Here is a 16,877-nt window from a genome sequence, read left to right as displayed (position 1 = left end):
TTTTTTTGTCTCTCTTGGTGCCTTTGGAGTCTTGATGGCTAGAAGGTTTTTAGTGGATTTAAACATTCTTCGTTGACCAGAAACGATTACGCAGGGAATCGGCCAGTGAATAAAGCACCGGTACCACAATCAGGGTCAACAGGGTGGCAAAGGCGAGTCCGAAAATAACCGCAACAGCCATAGGGCCCCACCATTCCGAAGATTCTCCACCAATTTCCCAACCGAAGGTGTGAAAATCGAAACTGACCCCGAGAGCCATGGGTAGCAGCCCCAGAATTGTCGTTGCTGCAGTGAGCAATACCGGGCGAAAGCGCACCATGCCGGCACGCATAATGGCGGCAAAGGTATCCATGCCGCTACGCATCAGCTGATTGGTATAGTCGATGAGGACGATGGCGTTGTTAACAACAACTCCAGCCAGAGAAATGGCGCCGATCCCGGTCATGATAATGCCAAAGGGCTTGGCGGTAATCAGCAGACCGAGAAAGACCCCGGTCAGCGAAAGAACAACCGTAGTCATGACAATTAACGCCTGCAACAGGGAATTGAACTGGGTCACCAGCACCAGCATGATCAGCAATACGGCGCCAATAAAGGCTTTGGATAAAAAGGATGTCGCCTTGTTTTGTTCCTCCTGTTCACCTGAATAGGCGATAAGATAACCATTGGGCAGGCGTAAGTCGGCAAGACGTCCCTGAATCTCCATCAGCACTTCGTTGCTGTTGCGCCCGTAGGTTTCAGCTGACAGGGTGGCAACACGTTTCAAATCAAGATGGCGGATCGAACCGAAACCTACCCCGGTTTCCACGTGGGCAACGGTCGACAGGGGAACAGGTATCCCGGTTTCGGCTGGGATCAGCAGGTTTTCAATATCCGCAAGATATTGACGCCGTGCCGGCGGGAAGCGCGCGACAATATCGTACTCATCTTCCCCTTCCCGAAAAACCCCGAGCTTGGTGCCGCTGATGGCGGCCTTGGCCATTTCCGATATGTCGGAGGTTGACAGCTGCAGCAGACTGGCTTTTTCACGATCAACAACTATCCGTATTTCCGGCTGCGCCCGCGCCAGGTCGTCCTGCAGATCGACTAATCCCGGAACCGACACGATTCGTTGACGGATCTCTTTGACCAAGCCCTCAATGACATCGATGTCTTCGCCGCTGACCTCAATGTTGACCGGAGGGCCGGTGGGGGGACCCTGTTGCTGTTGTTCTACAACAAAATGCGCGCCTGGAATCGACGCAACTGCCTGGCGGATCCGCTCCAGCACGTCAATCGCCAGAGCCTTGCGTTCATGACGATCAACAAACTCCAAAGAGATCTTGCTCAAATTGGAGAGCACACTACCACCGCCACCATCATCGCTGTTGGTGGTGCCGACATCGGTGATCACAAAATTGATGTCAGGCTCAGCCAATGCGATTGCTTCCACTGTTCGTGCCAGCAGATCAGAGGTGTCGAGGTTGGTGCCAACCGGCGCTTCAATTTCGACAAAGGCGCGATTGGGTTCCGTATCAGGGAATAATTCTATCCCGTGATCAAACATGATATAGAGGGTGGTGATGCCAACCAGCATGAGTAATGATGCCAGAACAACCAGCAAACGATGACGCAGGGCAAACTCCAAAGACCAGGCATAAGCTTTAAGAATCAACGGCAGCTTTTTATCCTTAAGGCGGCGGTCCGGGGAAATTTTCATGATATGGGCACAGATCGTCGGGTTAATAACCAATGCCACAAACAACGAAGCCAGTAAGGTGATAATCAGGGTCTTGGGCAAGAACGCCATAAACTCACCCATAATCCCGGGCCAGAACAGCAGCGGAAAAAAAGCACAGAGGGTTGTTACGGTTGAACTGATCACCGGCCAGCCAACCTCAGACACTGCAATTTTTGACGCCTGCTCACCACTGGTCCCGCTTTGCATGTGGCGATAAATATTTTCGACGATGACGATAGCATTATCCACCAGCATCCCGAGGGCGAGAATCAGGCTGAACAGAACAACCATATTCAGGGTAATGTCGAGCAGATAAAGAACGGCAAAAGCAATCAACATGGTAAATGGGATTGCCAAACCGACAAAAAAAGAATTGCGGAAGCCCAGAAACAGGAACAAAACACTGACTACCAGTATCAGGCCGGTGATAATATTATTCTCAAGGTCGCGCACCATGTTGCGAATATCGTCCGACTGATTAAAGGTAACCGCCAGTTCCACACCAGGTGGCAGCATCGGTTCGGCCTCGGCCAGCAAGGCAAAGACCCGGTCAGCGACGTCAATAATATTGGCCCCGGTACGCTTTTTAATAGCTAGAGTGACACTCTGATCACCATTGAGACGCGAATAGCTGCTGCGATCTTCAAAAGCGTCAACCACATCTGCCACATCTTTGAAATAGATGATGCGCCCGCCACGCCTGGTCAGCACCAGATTATCAATTTCATTGGGATCAGTGAATTCGCCGGGGATGCGCAGCAGGTATTTGGCTTCGCCGATATCAATACTGCCACCCGGTATATTGACATTCTCACGCGCAACGGCACGAATCACTTCAGCCAGGGAAATTTCATAGCCAAACATGCGGTCGGGATCAAACTCAACGCGAATTTCACGCTCGCGCCCGCCACTTAATACCACATCCAAAACCCCGGGAATGGTCTGAATCCAGTCCTGCAGCTCCTCACCGACTTTCTTCAGTACTGTTTCATCGGCTATGCCGGCAACCGACACCATCAGAATAGGAAACTCGGACAGGTTAATCTCCTGCACAATCGGGTCGTTTTCCAGATTTCTTGGCAGATCCCCTTTTGCTTGATCGACCTTGTCTCGTACCCACTGCAAGGCCAGATCAATATCCACATCGGGCATAAATTCGATAATGATCATCGATGAGCCCTCGGCACTGACCGAACGGATATTGTCGACGTCTTTCAAGCCTTTCAGTTTACGCTCAATCGGATGGGTAATCAGACTTTCAATATCAACCGGGGCCACCCCTTCATAGGGAGTCACCACTAACACATAGGGTACCGTGACATCGGGGGTCGATTCGCGCGGCAGGGCGAGATAACTGTAAATGCCGGCAATGACAATGATCAGCATCAATGAAAAGATGGTGCTGCGCCGGTTAACCGAGGCATCAGTAATCAACATTACCGTGCTTCTCCTTGGTTAACGGCTACCCCATCAATCAGCAACTGCTGCCCCTTGATCACCAGTTGCTGGCCTGCTTCAAGGCCACTGCGCACCACCAGTTGTCGGCCAACCGAGCTGCCGGTGACAACCTCAACCTCACGAGCATAACCATCTTCAACAATGTAGGCGATCTTGGTGTTACGCCGGTCAAGCACTGAGAACAACGGCACAACCAATGCCTGCCGATGCTCCTGACGGATAAAGGTGGCGCGGGCAATCATCCCCGGCCGTAAAATGCCGCCGGGTTGTTCGATTATCATTCGGGTGTGATAAGTACGGGAAACCTCATCGGCAACAAAGGCAATATATTCAATAATTGCCTTGAGGGGCTCAGCCTGATCGCCATGAATAATCGCCGGAGTGATGGTTACCAGTTGCCCCGGCTTTAAAAAACCCACATCTTTTTCCGGGACATCGGCAATTACCTCTAATTGCTCAATCGAAATCAGCCGCAGCAGCGGCTTGCCGGGATCGACATATTCACCGACATCAACCAGTCGGCGATCCACCATGCCGTCAATCGGTGAGCGCAGGGTCGTTTTGTTTAACTGAATTCGTGCCTGTTCTAATCCAGTGTGTGCTGCGGTCAAGCCGTTATTGACATCTTCAAGCTCCTGCTGACTGACCAACCCCTCCGTTGCCAGGCGTTGCATGCGATCACGCCGCGCCATCAGTACCGCAACATTCTCGGTTTCACGTTCCAATTGGGCACGAATGACGCTGGAATCAATTTCAATAAGTACTTGTCCTTGAACCACCCTCATCCCTTCGCGGACAGGTGTGTTTACTACGGTGCCGGCAACTTCAGCTGAGAGGGTCAGATCGTCGCGCGCCTGTACCCGCGCGGGTAACGTAAAGGTTTCGGTCAGATCAACAGGAACCAGGGATTGGGTCACCACATTGACCCGCCGCTGGTTGTCGGTCTCGCCGGTAACCGGTGGAGGGGAATCACAACCACTGATCAATAACAGAACCAACGACAGCACCAGCGGGACGCAGATAGATAATTTCCTCATAGTCACGGCTTAAAAAACCTCCCCGTTAGCATCCAGATAAAGCTGATACCGATCAAAAATTTCGCCAATCACGAATGTCAAATTGGCGTGGGCCAGATGGCAGGCGGTATCGGCTTGCAGTCGCGCAATCCGGGCATCTATCATCTTGTCTTGAAAAGATACCAACCTGAAGGTATCGGAAAGGCCTTCATCCAGTCGGCGCTGTTCCTGCCTCAGGGCGATGGACGCCAGACGTTCAAATTCAGCGCTAATTCTCTGCTGTTCCAGAGCATGCTTCAATTCCAGCAACCCTTCTCGAATCTGTGTACGGATATTCAGATCAAGATCGCTGATTCGGTAGTGCTGCTGCTGAACAGTTACCTGGGCCTGGCGCTGGCGTGATTGGGCGGCGCGATTGCCCAAGGGAATGGAAAATTCCAGAGCAACGCCCCACTGGTATCCATCGGCGCTGCTCAAACTGGTAAATGAATCTCCCCAGTCGCCACGATAAGGAGTGTCCGTTGGTTGCCTGCCGGCCAAACCATTAAGACCGGCCTGCAGGCGCAGATCAAGCTGGGGTTTAAGCTGCTGATGATAAAAGTCAAGTTGCCGCTGCTGACTGGCCAGGGACAATTGGGCAATCTGCCGATCCAGTCGCTTGGCGCGGGCAGTCTCCAGCAGTACCGGATATGCGTTGACGTTGGTTCCAGGAGTCATCTCATCAGCAAATAGGGGAAGTGGATTAAATTCAGCCGGAAGCTGTCCTCCCAGTTGACGATTCAGCTGTTCGTAAAGTAGATCGTGCTCTTGTTGTGCCTGGGCCAGCAGTAAATGGCGTTGCGCCAGGGTGGCCTCGGCACCCTGAATTTCTGTGATAGCGACCAATCCCTCATCAAAGCGGCGGCGATTAAACTCCACCAGACGTTCTGCCAATATCAGGGCTTCATTTCTCAAACCAGTAATATGACGATGCAAGGCCAGCCGGCGCAGGGCGTATTCAAGCTGCAGTGCCAATTGCTGGGCATGGAGGAGAAATCCCAATTCTGTCTGTTGCAGCTGATAGCCGGCGCGATCTATTGCCGTCCGGTTGGCAACCCGACCAACGTTGCGCAGCAACGGCTGATTGAATTCAAGCACCAGGGAGCTGCGATAACGGGGATCAAGGGTACTTGAGGCATCAAATCCACTGAACCGCTCGGTTAGCAGGCGGGCCGAGGCGGTCATGCCGGTGGTGAAACGCTGCCGTAGTCCGATGGCACCCTGGTATTGGCGGGTCATCATTCGTCCATAGAACGGATCATTAACAAAAGGAACCCGGCCTTGTTCGTATTCGATCAGGGTAAAGGCTTCAGGATCGAACATCGCCTGTTCAATCACAATGGCCTGGTGCGCCTTGTTAATCTCTAGCTGGTTGATCTGTAATTCGGTATTGGTTCGCAACCCCAGGACAATCAGTTCATTGAGGGAAGATGGTGCTGACCAGGAAAGAAGCGGACAGAAAAGACCAAACAGGGCAAATAAAACGGCCGATGACGTTTTCACGGCTTGATCCCATGACAAACCTGCTCAAAGAGGGTTCGCATATTTTGTTCTACCTCTTCCAGTTGATTAAAATAACAGCCGTACCAACCGGCCAGCAGGCCCACATAGAGGGAGAAAAAATGACCTGATAACATGAAATGGTCGAGATCAGGTAAAATTTCACCGCGCTTTTCAGCGACAGAAAATACCCCTTCAAGAATGTCAAAGTAGCGTTGATTATGGTCGCGAACCTTGTCAGTGGCTTCTCTGGGAAACAGCATCTCACGTAGTAACAATCGACCAAATTCACGATTTTCAGTAATAGAAGCAAACTTGATCATAAAAAAAGCAATCAGATATTCGACAAAGGAGATATCCGCTGATTGCTGTTCTTTAAACTGATTGAATGCTGTTACCAGACGATCGTCGCAGTAATGCAGAAAGATATCGTCTTTAGCTGGAAAATAACCGTAGATCGTTGCCTTGCCGACTCCTGCTGCAGAAGCAATATCGTCCATACTGGTGGCATCAAAACCCTTACGGCTGAACAGGTCAATGGCAGCCGTTTCAATAGCCCGCCTGGTTTGCTGTTTTTTTTGTTCTCTTATGCCGCCCATGATAAACTCCGGGATAAATCTCGAACTGAGTCGAGTTTACCTGAAATCAGCTACAGGTCAACAAAAGAGCCAAGACAACAAAAAATAATTATGGCATAGTGCGCTCAATCAAATGAAAAGCACCAACAACCTGTAGAGAGTTATCAACAATGAACGATATTGAACGACCAGTTGCAGATCTACGACGAAACTTGCGCGCCCCATTGATCATTCAGAAAGTCCATGTTCATGGAGGCCGGCCAACGATTTTTGGTTACAGCAAAAACATCAGCCGCAGTGGCATGTATATAGCTACCACTAACCCGATTGAGCCGGGCCAGCAACTTGAATTGGAATTTCAGCTTCCTGCTCCCCTTAAAGGCACGGCACGCTGTCAGTGCGAGGTTATCTGGAAACGCCCCTTTGGCAGCCACCTTCCTTTTGAAGCCGGGATGGGTATAAAATTTATCGATCTTCCTGAAGAGATTAGCGAAAAACTGGATGATTGGGTACGTAGTCACCATTAAAGGTACTGGTACTTACATAAAAAGGGTTGTATCTGTTCAGCTCCGGGTCGAGAAACCTGTGGCAAGGACAGAGCTGATTAGTTAAAAAGGGTTAAGGTGGCTAGTGCCGATTACCTTAACCCTTTGCCGATCAATAACCTCAGGCAGCGTATGCGTTTGGCCTAACTGAGAATAAAATTCTTGCCGGCGACAATCAGTTGCTGCAGGATCTCTTCACTCGAGGCTTCAGCATATAGCCTGACCAACGGTTCAGTTCCCGACTTACGAAACAGCATCCACGAGCCATCAGCAAACAAAAATTTATTACCATCGATGCGGACCACCTCGGTTATGCTGCGCCCATCAATGTCTGCAGGGGGATTTTCCAATTTAGCCGGCAGGTTAGCTTCCAACTCAGCCGACAGATGGATGTTAACCCGGCGCGTGTAAAAGGCCCCTACCCGTCCGTACAAGTCAGCAAGCAGCTCTTTGAGAGATTTTCGCTCAACGGCTACCATCTCTGCCACCAGCAAGCAGGCAAGAATACCGTCTTTTTCCGGCACATGGCCGCGAACCGTCAGACCGGCGCTTTCCTCACCACCAATCAGAATCTTTCCGGCACTGATATATTCACCGATAAATTTAAACCCGACCGGTGTTTCAAGCACCTTGACCTGATGATAAGCTGCGACCGCATCGATCAGGTGGGAGGTTGCGACGCTGCGGGCAGCGTCGCCCGTCAACCCCTTACGGCGGATCATGTAGTCAAAGAGTAATGCCAGAATATAGTTTGGTTCAATGTAGGTTCCATCGCTATCGACAATACCAAAGCGATCAGCATCACCATCCGTGGCAAGGCCCAGGCCGATTTGGTTGTCATCCTTTATCAGTTTGATAAAATCAGCAATATGGGCTTCAGCAGGTTCCGGTGGCTCTCCGCCGAAATAAGGGTCAAGGTGGGCATTGATGGTGACAACCGGTACGCCAGCTTGCTCAAGCAGGGTATCGAGATAACCACGCCCGGTACCATAGAGAGGATTAACCGCAATGCGCAGACCTGATCCGGCAATGGCATTAAAATCGATCAGCTGCTTTAACGTGTCAAAATAGGCTGGTAGTGGGTCGATTTCGGTATAAAAGGTCTCAGCTTTGGCCTTATCAAGATCCATCACCGGGATATCCTTGTCCTGCAGGGCATTGGCGCGCGCTTCAATATCGTTGGTTGTCTCCGGCAATGCCGGCCCTCCCCAGGCAGGCGAAAACTTGATGCCGTTGTAGGTGTGGGGGTTATGACTGGCGGTAAAATTGATGGCGCCTGCGGCTTTACGCCGCAGCAATTCATGAGCGATGACCGGGGTCGGGGTGTCGCGCTCACATAGAAAGGAAGGGATTCCAGCGGCAGCCAGAACGCCAACTGTCTCCCGGGCAAAATCTTTCCCCATAAAGCGAGCATCATAGCCGATGACGACACCCTGGTCAGAAATCCCTGCGTGATTCAGGTAGTCAGCTATGGCACGACTGACCGCTCTGACATTATTGAAGGTAAAATCGTCACATAAAATTGCCCGCCAGCCGGAAGTTCCAAATTTAATCTGCGTCATTTTTATTATATCTCCTTGAAAAAATTGCCGGTCTGTATCAAAACATACTCGGCTCAGGTAGCAATCTGGTATTGGTGGCGTAGAAGATAGCTCAGTCGCGCTGATCGTTCTTCAACATGGTAACATAAGGACAATCCGCCGGCAGCACCCCGGATCGAACCAGTTCCGGAGTGAGGCATGTGCAATCAGGCTGTTTTTCCAGGCGCTCATGATAAATGCGGCATTGCCGGCTTTGTTGATCCAGAAATTCACAAGAAGTTTTGGTGTAAAAAAATTGCCCGCGATATTCGTATTTTTCATAACAGCAGCGGCCGCAACGTTCGCAAAGAGATTCCCATTCTTGGGCAGAAAAGTTCAAATCCGACATTGCCTTTCATGGTAGTCGATTGACAAAAAAGGTTGTCGTTTAGCTTACTGTCATCCGGCAACAGAAGACAAGCAGCTGTCTCTTAATATTTTGTAACTATTCAGCACTGTCCTTGCCACAGGATCCAAAGGCCCGGTGCTGAGCAGATATAATATTTTTTACAGCAGGAGCAATTTCATGCCTCTTATGGTTGTCATTTCAGCACTGTTAATGCAACTTTGCCTTGGGGCCACCTATTCCTGGGCCGTTTATGTAATGCACCTGCGGGATCTTGTCAGTATCAGCCAACTCCACGCCCAGATCCCCTTTACCTTGTTCTATTTTATCTTTCCGGCAACAATGATCTTTTCCGGTTCCCTGCTTGAACGCTTCGGGCCGCGCTATTTGACGATCTGTGGCGGCTTTCTGTTTGGTAGCGGCTGGCTTATTTCCTCATTGGGTGGAGATAACTTCCTCTATACGATTATCGGTAATGGATTTGTTGCGGGCATTGGTGCCGGTATTGCTTATATCGTTCCTATCTCTACCTGCATGAAATGGTTTCCCAACAACAAGGGGCTGGTTACCGGTATTGCCGTCGCTGGTTTCGGAGGTGGTGCCGCGCTGGTCAGTTCAGGTGCGGGATTTCTTCTCGACCAGGGCTTTACCCCGTTTAATTTGTTTGGTTATTTCGGCATCATATTCACCCTGTTGATCCTCTTTGCCGCCATTTTTATGGTGAATCCACCCCAAATCAGATATATCGCCTCAGGTATTACTCATAAGGCCGGCTCGATATTTCGTGACCGACGATTTTTAATTCTCTATTTTTGTATGTTTACCGGTCTGGCCGCAGGATTCGCCGTTAATGCCAATATTAAAGAGCTTTACCAGTCTGCGACCCTGGTAACCGGGGTCAGTGCCGTCTCCTTTTTCGCCCTGGCCAATGCTGCGGGCCGGGTCATCTGGGGCGGGCTGTTTGATCGCCTCGGTACCGTCCAGGCGATTATCATTAACCTGATGGCTCAGGCCGGCATCTTGTTTCTTACTCCGGTTATTCTGAAAACCGGTGCCGGTTTGCAGCTGTTTGCCATTCTGACAGGCTTCAATTATGGTGGAGTTCTGGTCATTTATGCAGGGTCCGTGGCTAAAATATGGGGTGCACAAAGGGTTGCCTCGATCTATGGATGGCTTTTTTCAGCCAATATACCCGGTGCGGTTGCCCCACTGGTGGCCGGTTACTATTTTGATAAAACCGGCAGCTTTAACCTGCCCCTAATCAGCCTCGGCGTGTTGATCACTATGGCTGCAGCCACGGTTTATTGGCAACGCCGGCAAATAAATGAACCATAAAACACCTATTGTGCCGTTGCTGGTAATTAAACGATAAAAACCATTGACTCAAAAAGACAAATTCGATAATAGTTAGCGTTCTTGAGAACGTACCAAAGATATCTTTAGGAGGAAACACAAGATGCAGTGTCAAACAGTTCTTCCCGGCACAGAGTGCAGTTTCTGGAAAAAAGCCGGTTGCACCGCAGAGGGCGGAAGTTGCAAGGTTGTTGTCGAACAATGTCAGGGATGTAACAGAGTCGTCACCGGCAGCATTGGCGAAGTCTGCACATCCTATCCAGATCCCGCAGCCAAATGGGCGGCAGGCCTGTGCAACTTTGCTACCCATAAAAAGATTGACATCAAGTCTGCAGATGTTCGTGTCAATCCGCTTAAAGCCGCAAAACGGGCAGCAGCCGGCAAGAAAAAGTAATTTTTTTTCAGCAACGTTACTGTTATAAAAGGCACAGGTTGGAAGGTTTTTCAGCCTGTGCCTTTTATTTTATTATCCGCCCTGCTTATTTCAAACCATCCAGAACAGCAACAACTTCAGCGCGCAAATCCTTGGCCGAAGGGCTTTTTTCCAGCCGCAAAAATTGTTCAAAATGTTCTATCGCTTCACCTGTACGTTCCTGATCAAGGCAGATAGAACCGAGGATGAAATATCCCATAGCAACACCAGGATCAAGCTCCAGGCCTTTGATACAACACTTCTCAGCTTCGTCGAGCTTGCCTTCTTCGTACAGAGCATCTGCCAGGTTGAGTAGCGGCTGTGAATCTTCTGGATCAAGTTCTGCCGCTTGCCGATAGAGATCGACGGCAGCGTCAAATTTCCCTTGTTGACTGTAGATATCACCCAATGCATTAAGTGCGAAGCTCTGATCCGGTTGGATCTTTAAAGCAGCCTGACACAAGACAACGGCTTCCTCCGCTTTGTCAAGACTGAGCAGAACCATTGCCTTACAGACATAGGCTTCAGCTTCCTCGGGGTCAAGCTCGATGATCTGCTGATAAGTTATAAGGGCTTCGTCATGACGACCATCCTCAAAATAGTAGTCAGCCAGGGCAAAAAGCAGATCAATATCCTGAGGAAATTGTTCCAAGCCTTTTTTTAGCCACTGATACCCCTTCTTATGAGCTCCGGTTTCCAGGTAAGCCTCAACCAGCGCGAGGATGGTCTCAGTGGTGGGGTTTTCTTTTAACAACTCCTCAAAACAATCAATGGCTTTTCGGTAGTCACCTTGTTCAAGGGCCTGGGCGCCTTCATCAAATAAACGTTCGTCAGTCATGAATTACTCTCTTCGGTCAGGAGGGTGTACTACGTACAACTTCAACCCGAAAACCATCGGGATCGGTAACAAAGTAAAAGCGCGGCTGGCCTGCCGTCAGTCCCTTAAGAGGGGTCACTGTCAGTCCCATATCGCTGTGGCGCTGGTGTGATCCTTCCAGGTCGTCGGTGGCAACGGCGAGATGGGAATAGCCATCACCAATGACGTAAGGTTTTTCCGGATCATAGTTGTAGGTCAACTCCAGCTCAAAAGGCAATCCGGGGCATTGCAGATAGGAAAGGGTAAACCCCCCTTCCGGGTAGTCTTTTTTACGTGAAATTGTGAATCCAAAGGCTTCCTGATAAAATTTTTCTGACGCTTCAAGGTCCATGACCCGGTAGCATATGTGAATCATTGGATAGTGCATATATTCCTCCTTTGATCAGCAAATGATCATTCATTGACAAGGGTACAGCGGCTCATTATAGTCGCTGTGATGAAAGCAATTTTTCTCTCCGACGCCCATCTGCGCTCTTTTGCAGACGAAAATTATCAGGATCTGTTGAGTCTGTTGAAACAGCAGGATGATCTTGACGCCCTCTTTCTCCTCGGTGATATCTTTGAGTTCTGGCTGGGCTATGACCACCTGGTGTTTGCTGCCTATGTGCCGGTATTGGATCAACTGCACCGTCTGACCCAGCAGGGGACCCGACTGTATTTTGTTGAAGGCAACCATGATTTTTCTATGGGTCCCTACTTTCGCGACACCTTGGGCTGTACAGTTATTACCGAGCAGGCCCTGGTTCAGTGGGACAATCGCAACCTGCTGATTTGCCATGGCGACCTGATTCATCCGGCTCCAGCCTATCTGCGTCTGCGCAAACTGTGGCGCAGCTCTTTTGTCCGGTTTTTGTCACGTCTGGTTCACCCGGATCTGGTCTGGAAATTCGGTATATGGTTGAGCGATAAGTCGCAACAAAAACGTTCTCATCGTCAACCCTACGACCCCACCCCATGGCTCCAGCAATTTAACACAAATGCGTTAAATGACTCATGTGACCTGATCATCTGCGGACATTTTCATGTCCCGGTGCGTTTTCAGCAGCATGAACGTGAGGTTGTTGCCCTGGGTGATTGGCAAACCCGCCGTAGCTACGCCCAACTAACCGACGGCCAGATCCGTCTATTATCCTATCCCGGCTGAGTCAAGGCCTCATCATCCCGTCGATCGACAGGGTCACTGTTTTTCTCCCGGCTGCGCATGACCAGATCCTTTAACGTGACACTGCCAAATTCGTTGTCAACCAGATCGACAAGGCTGCGACAGGTTTCCAGCGCAACCGTTGTTTGCGGATGTGGATGCAGATACATGACCTCCTCCCCAGCATTGCGCAACATGCCGTAGATCTCGGCCACACTCAGATTGGCGGCATCACGTCCGAGCTGAAAACTGGGCCAGCCGGTATGGCCGCTGATTTCAGTAACCAGGCCAAGCTGTTCAAGTTGGGTGAGAATGGCCCGGCACAGCCGTGGGGGCACATACAGTAATTTCGCCAGCTGGTCATGATTGATCGCAGGATCTCCACGATGGAATCGGTCAGCCAGAGTCACCAGAAGTGCCAGCGCCACCTGTTCAAAGCTGCGTCGGTTAACCTCCTCTTGGCGCAGGTCGCGCGCGCCGGTACGCAAATTCTGCTTGGCGTAGCAGACGCCGAGGCCAAACAAAACAATCACCCAGGACAAATAGACCCATACCATAAATATCGGCAGTGCTGCCATCGTCCCGTAGATGGCATTATAGCGAGCGACACCAACTTGAAAATGGACATAACCGAGTTGGGCGAACTGCCACAAGGTGCCCCCAACAACGCCACCGATCAGGGCCGCACGCCATTGGACCTTGATATTGGACATGAAGACGTAAAGCAGAGTAAAGGCGAGCCACATAAAGAGAAAGGGGGTCGTTTTAAGCACGAAAACAATCAACGAGCCAATCATCTGCATCTCCAGCAGACGTTGGGTCAAGCTGTGGCTGATCAAGGATGAGGTCATGGAGATGGCACTGATCAACAGAACCGGACCAACCAGAATAACCGACAGATAATCAGAAAAACGGCGAAGCAATGGTCTAAGGGCATGAACTCCCCAAATATCATTGAAGGCTGCTTCGATATTGGTTAACAGGGAAATCACCGCGATCAACAGAAATACCAGACCAATCGCCCCCATCTGGGCAACCTGGGTATTATTGATGTAGCCGACAATGACTTCTGCTGTTTGTCCATCACCAACATTCAGTTTATCCAGGATCAGTGGTTGCAGCTGATTCTGCACCCCAAAAGCTTTAAGCAATGCAAAAGTCAACGCCAGCAAGGGGACCAGCGAGAGGATGGTATAATAGGTCAGGGCTGCCGCCCGCAACAAACTACGGTTACTGTAAAAGTCACGGATCACCAGAACCACCATCTGCAGCTGGCGCAACAGAGCCCGCCTGATCCAGGACATCTCTTGCAGGTTCTGCTCCCAGATGAGTCGTTTGAGCTTCTTTTTCAGACCATATTGCTGTGGTGCTGTTTCTGTCATCGTCCTGCCTTAGTCGACTTCAACCTGCTCTATCGCCATAGATTTATCCTGCAGATCAGCAAGCAGTATACCACTGTCTCCCACCAGCACAATGTGCATCTGGTCGGGGTGAAAGTACTGGTGGGCCACGCGTTGAATGTCTGCCGGGCTTAAGGCCCTTATCCGCTCCTGATAGGTTTCGAGGTAATCATCGGGATAGGCATAAAAGTGCAGGCGCATTTTCTGGGTTACCACTGCATGGCTATCCTCAAAAGCAAAAATGAAAGAATTAATCATGCTGTTTTTAGCTGATTCAAGCTCGTCATGTGACACTCCGGACACGATCAATTGCTTTATCATTTCACGAACCAGCTGAACAACCTCGGCGGCACCATCATTGCGGGTTTCTCCGCTGACAACAAACAGTTCAGGCAGGTAACGTCCGGGCTGAAAAAGGGAGTAGATCGAATAGGCCAATCCACGGTTCGAACGAATTTCACGCATCAAACGTGAATTAAATCCTCCGCCCCCCAGCAGATAATTAGCCAGACGGACCGCATGCAGATCCGGGTTGTCTTTGCTGATTCCCCGGTGCCCCATGAGCAGGGTCGTTTGACTGAGTTGGCGATCGACCAGGGTAATCTGCGGGGGCAACGATTCCGGCAGATTCGGTAATAAACGATTGTCTGTTTCTCTGCTTTCCCAGTCACCGACATACATAGCGAGAAGGTTGAGTATTTCATCTTGGTTAATAGCACCGGAGACCCCCCACCAGGTCTGTTGGGGCTGAAAAAAGCGTTGATGAAGGGCAACCAGATCGGTGAGCTTTAGATTATCCAGAGAGTCGAGGGTTGGCTCAACGCCGAAAGGGTGTCCCGGGTTGATCGCCCGAGCCAGGTAGCGACCGGCGATAGCGGCTGGACGATCGTTTTGCCGATGGACCCCTTCGATCAACTGCTGTCTGGCCAGTTCCACCCGTTCCCGGTCAAAGCCTGGTCGCCGCAACAGATCAGCAAGCAATTCTACGGCCCGGGTCACATCACGTTGGTGAACGGACAAATCGATCTGAAAATGATAGCTGCTGCTGGTTACACTGAACCGAGCGGCCATGCGATCGAGTTCTTCTTCCAGTTGGGCCGGGGTCAACAATGCCGTGCCGCCGGTTTCCAGCGACTGGGCAAACCAGGCAGACAAACCGGTTTTATCCAAAGGGTCATGGATACTGCCTCCACGCACCATAATGGTTAGATCAACCAGCGGCAGTTCATCGTCTTCTTTAAGATAAACAATCATGCCGTTAGCGGTACGCTGCTGAGCGACGGACGGGAAAACCAGCTCAAGCGGAGGAAATGTCAACTGATCCGGACGCTGGGCCGCAGTGTCCTGAACCGTAACCATGAGTAACAGGAAAAAAACATAAAAACCTGTGCGTAGCCATTTCATTACTCCCCTCCCCGACCCAGGGTTGCCACTGTACGATTTGCTCGATGCAGATAGGTTGTGACGACTCGTTGCAAATCTTCCGACTGGACGGAATTAAGCCGATCTTCGTAAGTGACCAGATAATTCCAATCACTAATCACTTGATAAATCGACAATATTCTTGCCAGGCCGCTATTGGTCCTGATCCCACGCAATAATGAGGTTGTAATTTGCCGGCGGGCCTTGTCCATCTCGGCAGCACTGAAGGGTTCGCTTAACAGTCGTTGTAACTCGGCCTCCAGCGCCTTTTCGACTTCAATTAAAGAGACCCCGTTACGCGGCAGCAAACTGAATACCAGCAGGTTATCGTAACGTGATCCCGGAGCAGTAAACACCCCAACATCAGTGACCAGCTGCTGGTCAACGACCAATGACTGATAGAGCCGTGAGGTTCGCCCTTGCGACAAGATGCCGGCCAGCAGGTCAAAGCTGTCGTTATCAGGGTGCGGCAGGGTCGGCTTATGGTAGGCAATCATCATCCGTGGCTGGGCATCAAAATCAACATGAATACGACGCTCGCCGCGCTGTGGCGGTTCGCTATCGGTAACCGCCGGCACCTTTATCCCGGCCGGCAAATCACCAAAATATTCTTTAATTATTGCTAAGGTTGCATCATGATCAAAAGCACCAACCAGGGTAATAATCATATTGACCGGGGCATAGTAATCAGTAAAAAACTGACGAATCTTCGGCAAGCTGAATCCCTGAATATCGGAATCCCAGCCAATAATAGGGTGACGATAGGGATGGACCTGAAACGCTGTTGCGAGCATGTTTTCATAAAGTTTTCCGCCGGGCTGGATATCGACAGCGCGGCGCCGTTCTTCCTGAACCACATCCCGTTCGGTAAAAAACTCACGAAAAACAGCATTGCGTAGTCGATCCGACTCGATTGCCGCCCATAACTCCAGTTTATTGGCAGGCAGATTGATCAGATAGCTGGTTTGATCCTTGCTGGTAAAGGCATTGAAGCCAACGCCCCCCTGTTCAGCGTAGATCCGCGAAAATTCGTCCTTAACGACCCATTCGCGGTGCTCCAGTTGGAGTTGATCCAAACGGGTACGCAACCTTTCCAACTCATCAGGATCAGCATCCGCTTGTCTTTTAAGGCCGTCAAGTTGAGCACCGGTTGCTTCGATCTCTTGCAGCAATGGTTGTTCTGCTTCAAAATCACGGGTACCAAGGGTTTCGGTGCCCTTGAACAACATATGTTCAAGCATATGAGCAATGCCACGTTGTTCGCTGTTTTCATTAACAGCACCGACCCTGAAGCTGATGTAGGCAGCAACCGTAGGTGAGGTGTGTCGCTCGACCAGCAGCACTGTCAAACCATTTTCAAGCTGATGTTCCTGCACCCTCTCACTGAGGCTGTCGGCGATGGCCCCAACAGGTAAAAAAACCAGAATTAACATCAACATGTTGAGAAAGTGGCGGTGTAACATGTATTTACCTCCAGCGCCGGTGGACGA

Annotated in this window: 15 protein-coding genes; 5 read left to right on the top strand and 10 right to left on the bottom strand. The window is 50.5% G+C overall.

The features are described from left to right. Positions 1-58: 58 nt before the first annotated feature. From ICT70_RS00955 to ICT70_RS00940, 4 genes are read right to left on the bottom strand one after another with little or no spacing between them, the layout of a single operon-like run. The gene (locus ICT70_RS00955) at positions 59-3,157 is read right to left on the bottom strand and encodes an efflux RND transporter permease subunit (RefSeq protein WP_191153509.1); all 3,099 of its coding nucleotides are present in this window, start codon (positions 3,155-3,157) and stop codon (positions 59-61) included. Then, positions 3,157-4,215, bottom strand: a complete 1,059-nt coding sequence (locus ICT70_RS00950) for an efflux RND transporter periplasmic adaptor subunit (protein WP_191153508.1) — start codon at positions 4,213-4,215, stop codon at positions 3,157-3,159. The genes ICT70_RS00955 and ICT70_RS00950 overlap by 1 nt, the downstream gene beginning before the upstream one ends. A 9-nt stretch (positions 4,216-4,224) precedes the next feature. Further along, a complete protein-coding gene (locus tag ICT70_RS00945) occupies positions 4,225-5,736 on the bottom strand; it encodes a TolC family protein (protein WP_191153507.1) in 1,512 nt (503 codons plus the stop codon). Continuing rightward, positions 5,733-6,332 (bottom strand): TetR/AcrR family transcriptional regulator, encoded by a 600-nt coding sequence (locus ICT70_RS00940; RefSeq protein ID WP_191153506.1) that lies wholly within the window; start codon positions 6,330-6,332, stop codon positions 5,733-5,735. Before ICT70_RS00940 ends, ICT70_RS00945 begins: the two co-directional genes overlap by 4 nt. Before the next feature lie 149 nt (positions 6,333-6,481). Here ICT70_RS00940 and ICT70_RS00935 point away from each other — a divergent pair, with 149 nt between their 5' ends. Further along, positions 6,482-6,838, top strand: a complete 357-nt coding sequence (locus tag ICT70_RS00935) for a PilZ domain-containing protein (protein ID WP_191153505.1) — start codon at positions 6,482-6,484, stop codon at positions 6,836-6,838. Between the two features lie 161 nt (positions 6,839-6,999). On the opposite strand, the gene ICT70_RS00930 is transcribed toward ICT70_RS00935, so the two are convergent. Beyond that, positions 7,000-8,418 carry a phosphoglucomutase/phosphomannomutase family protein gene (locus ICT70_RS00930; RefSeq protein WP_191153504.1) on the bottom strand — a complete coding sequence of 473 codons (1,419 nt, stop codon included), beginning with the start codon at positions 8,416-8,418 and terminating at the stop codon, positions 7,000-7,002. A 177-nt stretch (positions 8,419-8,595) separates the two neighbouring features. On the opposite strand from ICT70_RS00930, the gene ICT70_RS00925 reads away from it, so the two are divergent. The 3 genes from ICT70_RS00925 to ICT70_RS00915 all read left to right on the top strand — a co-directional run bounded on the left by ICT70_RS00925 (position 8,596) and on the right by ICT70_RS00915 (position 10,529). Then, positions 8,596-8,808, top strand: coding sequence for a hypothetical protein (locus tag ICT70_RS00925; protein WP_191153503.1), 213 nt, complete (start codon positions 8,596-8,598; stop codon positions 8,806-8,808). 154 nt (positions 8,809-8,962) lie between these two features. Next, positions 8,963-10,117 carry an MFS transporter gene (locus ICT70_RS00920; protein WP_191153502.1) on the top strand — a complete coding sequence of 385 codons (1,155 nt, stop codon included), beginning with the start codon at positions 8,963-8,965 and terminating at the stop codon, positions 10,115-10,117. A 121-nt stretch (positions 10,118-10,238) separates the two neighbouring features. Further along, the gene (locus ICT70_RS00915; RefSeq protein ID WP_191153501.1) at positions 10,239-10,529 is read left to right on the top strand and encodes a PxxKW family cysteine-rich protein; all 291 of its coding nucleotides are present in this window, start codon (positions 10,239-10,241) and stop codon (positions 10,527-10,529) included. Positions 10,530-10,614: 85 nt separating this feature from the next. Here the strand turns inward: ICT70_RS00915 and ICT70_RS00910 are convergent, their stop codons facing one another. Both ICT70_RS00910 and gloA read right to left on the bottom strand, forming a co-directional pair. After that, positions 10,615-11,385, bottom strand: a complete 771-nt coding sequence (locus ICT70_RS00910; RefSeq protein WP_191153500.1) for a tetratricopeptide repeat protein — start codon at positions 11,383-11,385, stop codon at positions 10,615-10,617. Positions 11,386-11,401: 16 nt separating this feature from the next. Beyond that, a complete protein-coding gene (gene gloA, locus ICT70_RS00905) occupies positions 11,402-11,791 on the bottom strand; it encodes a lactoylglutathione lyase (RefSeq protein WP_191153499.1) in 390 nt (129 codons plus the stop codon). Positions 11,792-11,860: 69 nt separating this feature from the next. Here gloA and ICT70_RS00900 point away from each other — a divergent pair, with 69 nt between their 5' ends. Next, positions 11,861-12,568 (top strand): UDP-2,3-diacylglucosamine diphosphatase, encoded by a 708-nt coding sequence (locus ICT70_RS00900; RefSeq protein WP_191153498.1) that lies wholly within the window; start codon positions 11,861-11,863, stop codon positions 12,566-12,568. On the opposite strand, the gene ICT70_RS00895 is transcribed toward ICT70_RS00900, so the two are convergent. The 3 genes from ICT70_RS00895 to ICT70_RS00885 are packed head-to-tail and all read right to left on the bottom strand — an operon-like array spanning position 12,556 to position 16,850. Beyond that, positions 12,556-13,947: a YhjD/YihY/BrkB family envelope integrity protein gene (locus ICT70_RS00895; RefSeq protein ID WP_191153497.1), complete on the bottom strand. Its 1,392-nt coding sequence runs from the start codon at positions 13,945-13,947 to the stop codon at positions 12,556-12,558. The two genes, ICT70_RS00900 and ICT70_RS00895, sit on opposite strands and share 13 nt — an antisense overlap. A 9-nt stretch (positions 13,948-13,956) precedes the next feature. Continuing rightward, complete coding sequence (locus ICT70_RS00890; protein ID WP_191153496.1) at positions 13,957-15,369, bottom strand: M16 family metallopeptidase; 1,413 nt, start codon at positions 15,367-15,369, stop codon at positions 13,957-13,959. Then, on the bottom strand, positions 15,369-16,850 hold the full coding sequence (locus ICT70_RS00885; RefSeq protein WP_191153495.1) for a M16 family metallopeptidase: 1,482 nt from the start codon (positions 16,848-16,850) through the stop codon (positions 15,369-15,371). The genes ICT70_RS00890 and ICT70_RS00885 overlap by 1 nt, the downstream gene beginning before the upstream one ends. Positions 16,851-16,877: the final 27 nt, after the last annotated feature.

It is taken from the genome of Pelovirga terrestris (assembly GCF_014773365.1).
Taxonomy (GTDB): Bacteria; Desulfobacterota; Desulfuromonadia; order Desulfuromonadales; family Geopsychrobacteraceae; genus Pelovirga; species Pelovirga terrestris.
This window is presented reverse-complemented; position numbering and strand designations above follow the sequence as displayed.

Excerpts from the sequence above, each read along its gene's own strand:
- ICT70_RS00955 (WP_191153509.1), bottom strand. The coding sequence starts at position 3,157 with ATGTTGATTACTGATGCCTCGGTTAACCGGCGCAGCACCATCTTTTCA.
- ICT70_RS00950 (WP_191153508.1), bottom strand. The coding sequence starts at position 4,215 with ATGAGGAAATTATCTATCTGCGTCCCGCTGGTGCTGTCGTTGGTTCTG.
- ICT70_RS00940 (WP_191153506.1), bottom strand. The coding sequence starts at position 6,332 with ATGGGCGGCATAAGAGAACAAAAAAAACAGCAAACCAGGCGGGCTATT.
- ICT70_RS00935 (WP_191153505.1), top strand. The coding sequence starts at position 6,482 with ATGAACGATATTGAACGACCAGTTGCAGATCTACGACGAAACTTGCGC.
- ICT70_RS00930 (WP_191153504.1), bottom strand. The coding sequence starts at position 8,418 with ATGACGCAGATTAAATTTGGAACTTCCGGCTGGCGGGCAATTTTATGT.
- ICT70_RS00925 (WP_191153503.1), top strand. The coding sequence starts at position 8,596 with ATGTGCAATCAGGCTGTTTTTCCAGGCGCTCATGATAAATGCGGCATT.
- ICT70_RS00920 (WP_191153502.1), top strand. The coding sequence starts at position 8,963 with ATGCCTCTTATGGTTGTCATTTCAGCACTGTTAATGCAACTTTGCCTT.
- ICT70_RS00915 (WP_191153501.1), top strand. The coding sequence starts at position 10,239 with ATGCAGTGTCAAACAGTTCTTCCCGGCACAGAGTGCAGTTTCTGGAAA.
- ICT70_RS00910 (WP_191153500.1), bottom strand. The coding sequence starts at position 11,385 with ATGACTGACGAACGTTTATTTGATGAAGGCGCCCAGGCCCTTGAACAA.
- gloA (WP_191153499.1), bottom strand. The coding sequence starts at position 11,791 with ATGCACTATCCAATGATTCACATATGCTACCGGGTCATGGACCTTGAA.
- ICT70_RS00900 (WP_191153498.1), top strand. The coding sequence starts at position 11,861 with ATGAAAGCAATTTTTCTCTCCGACGCCCATCTGCGCTCTTTTGCAGAC.
- ICT70_RS00895 (WP_191153497.1), bottom strand. The coding sequence starts at position 13,947 with ATGACAGAAACAGCACCACAGCAATATGGTCTGAAAAAGAAGCTCAAA.
- ICT70_RS00890 (WP_191153496.1), bottom strand. The coding sequence starts at position 15,369 with ATGAAATGGCTACGCACAGGTTTTTATGTTTTTTTCCTGTTACTCATG.
- ICT70_RS00885 (WP_191153495.1), bottom strand. The coding sequence starts at position 16,850 with ATGTTACACCGCCACTTTCTCAACATGTTGATGTTAATTCTGGTTTTT.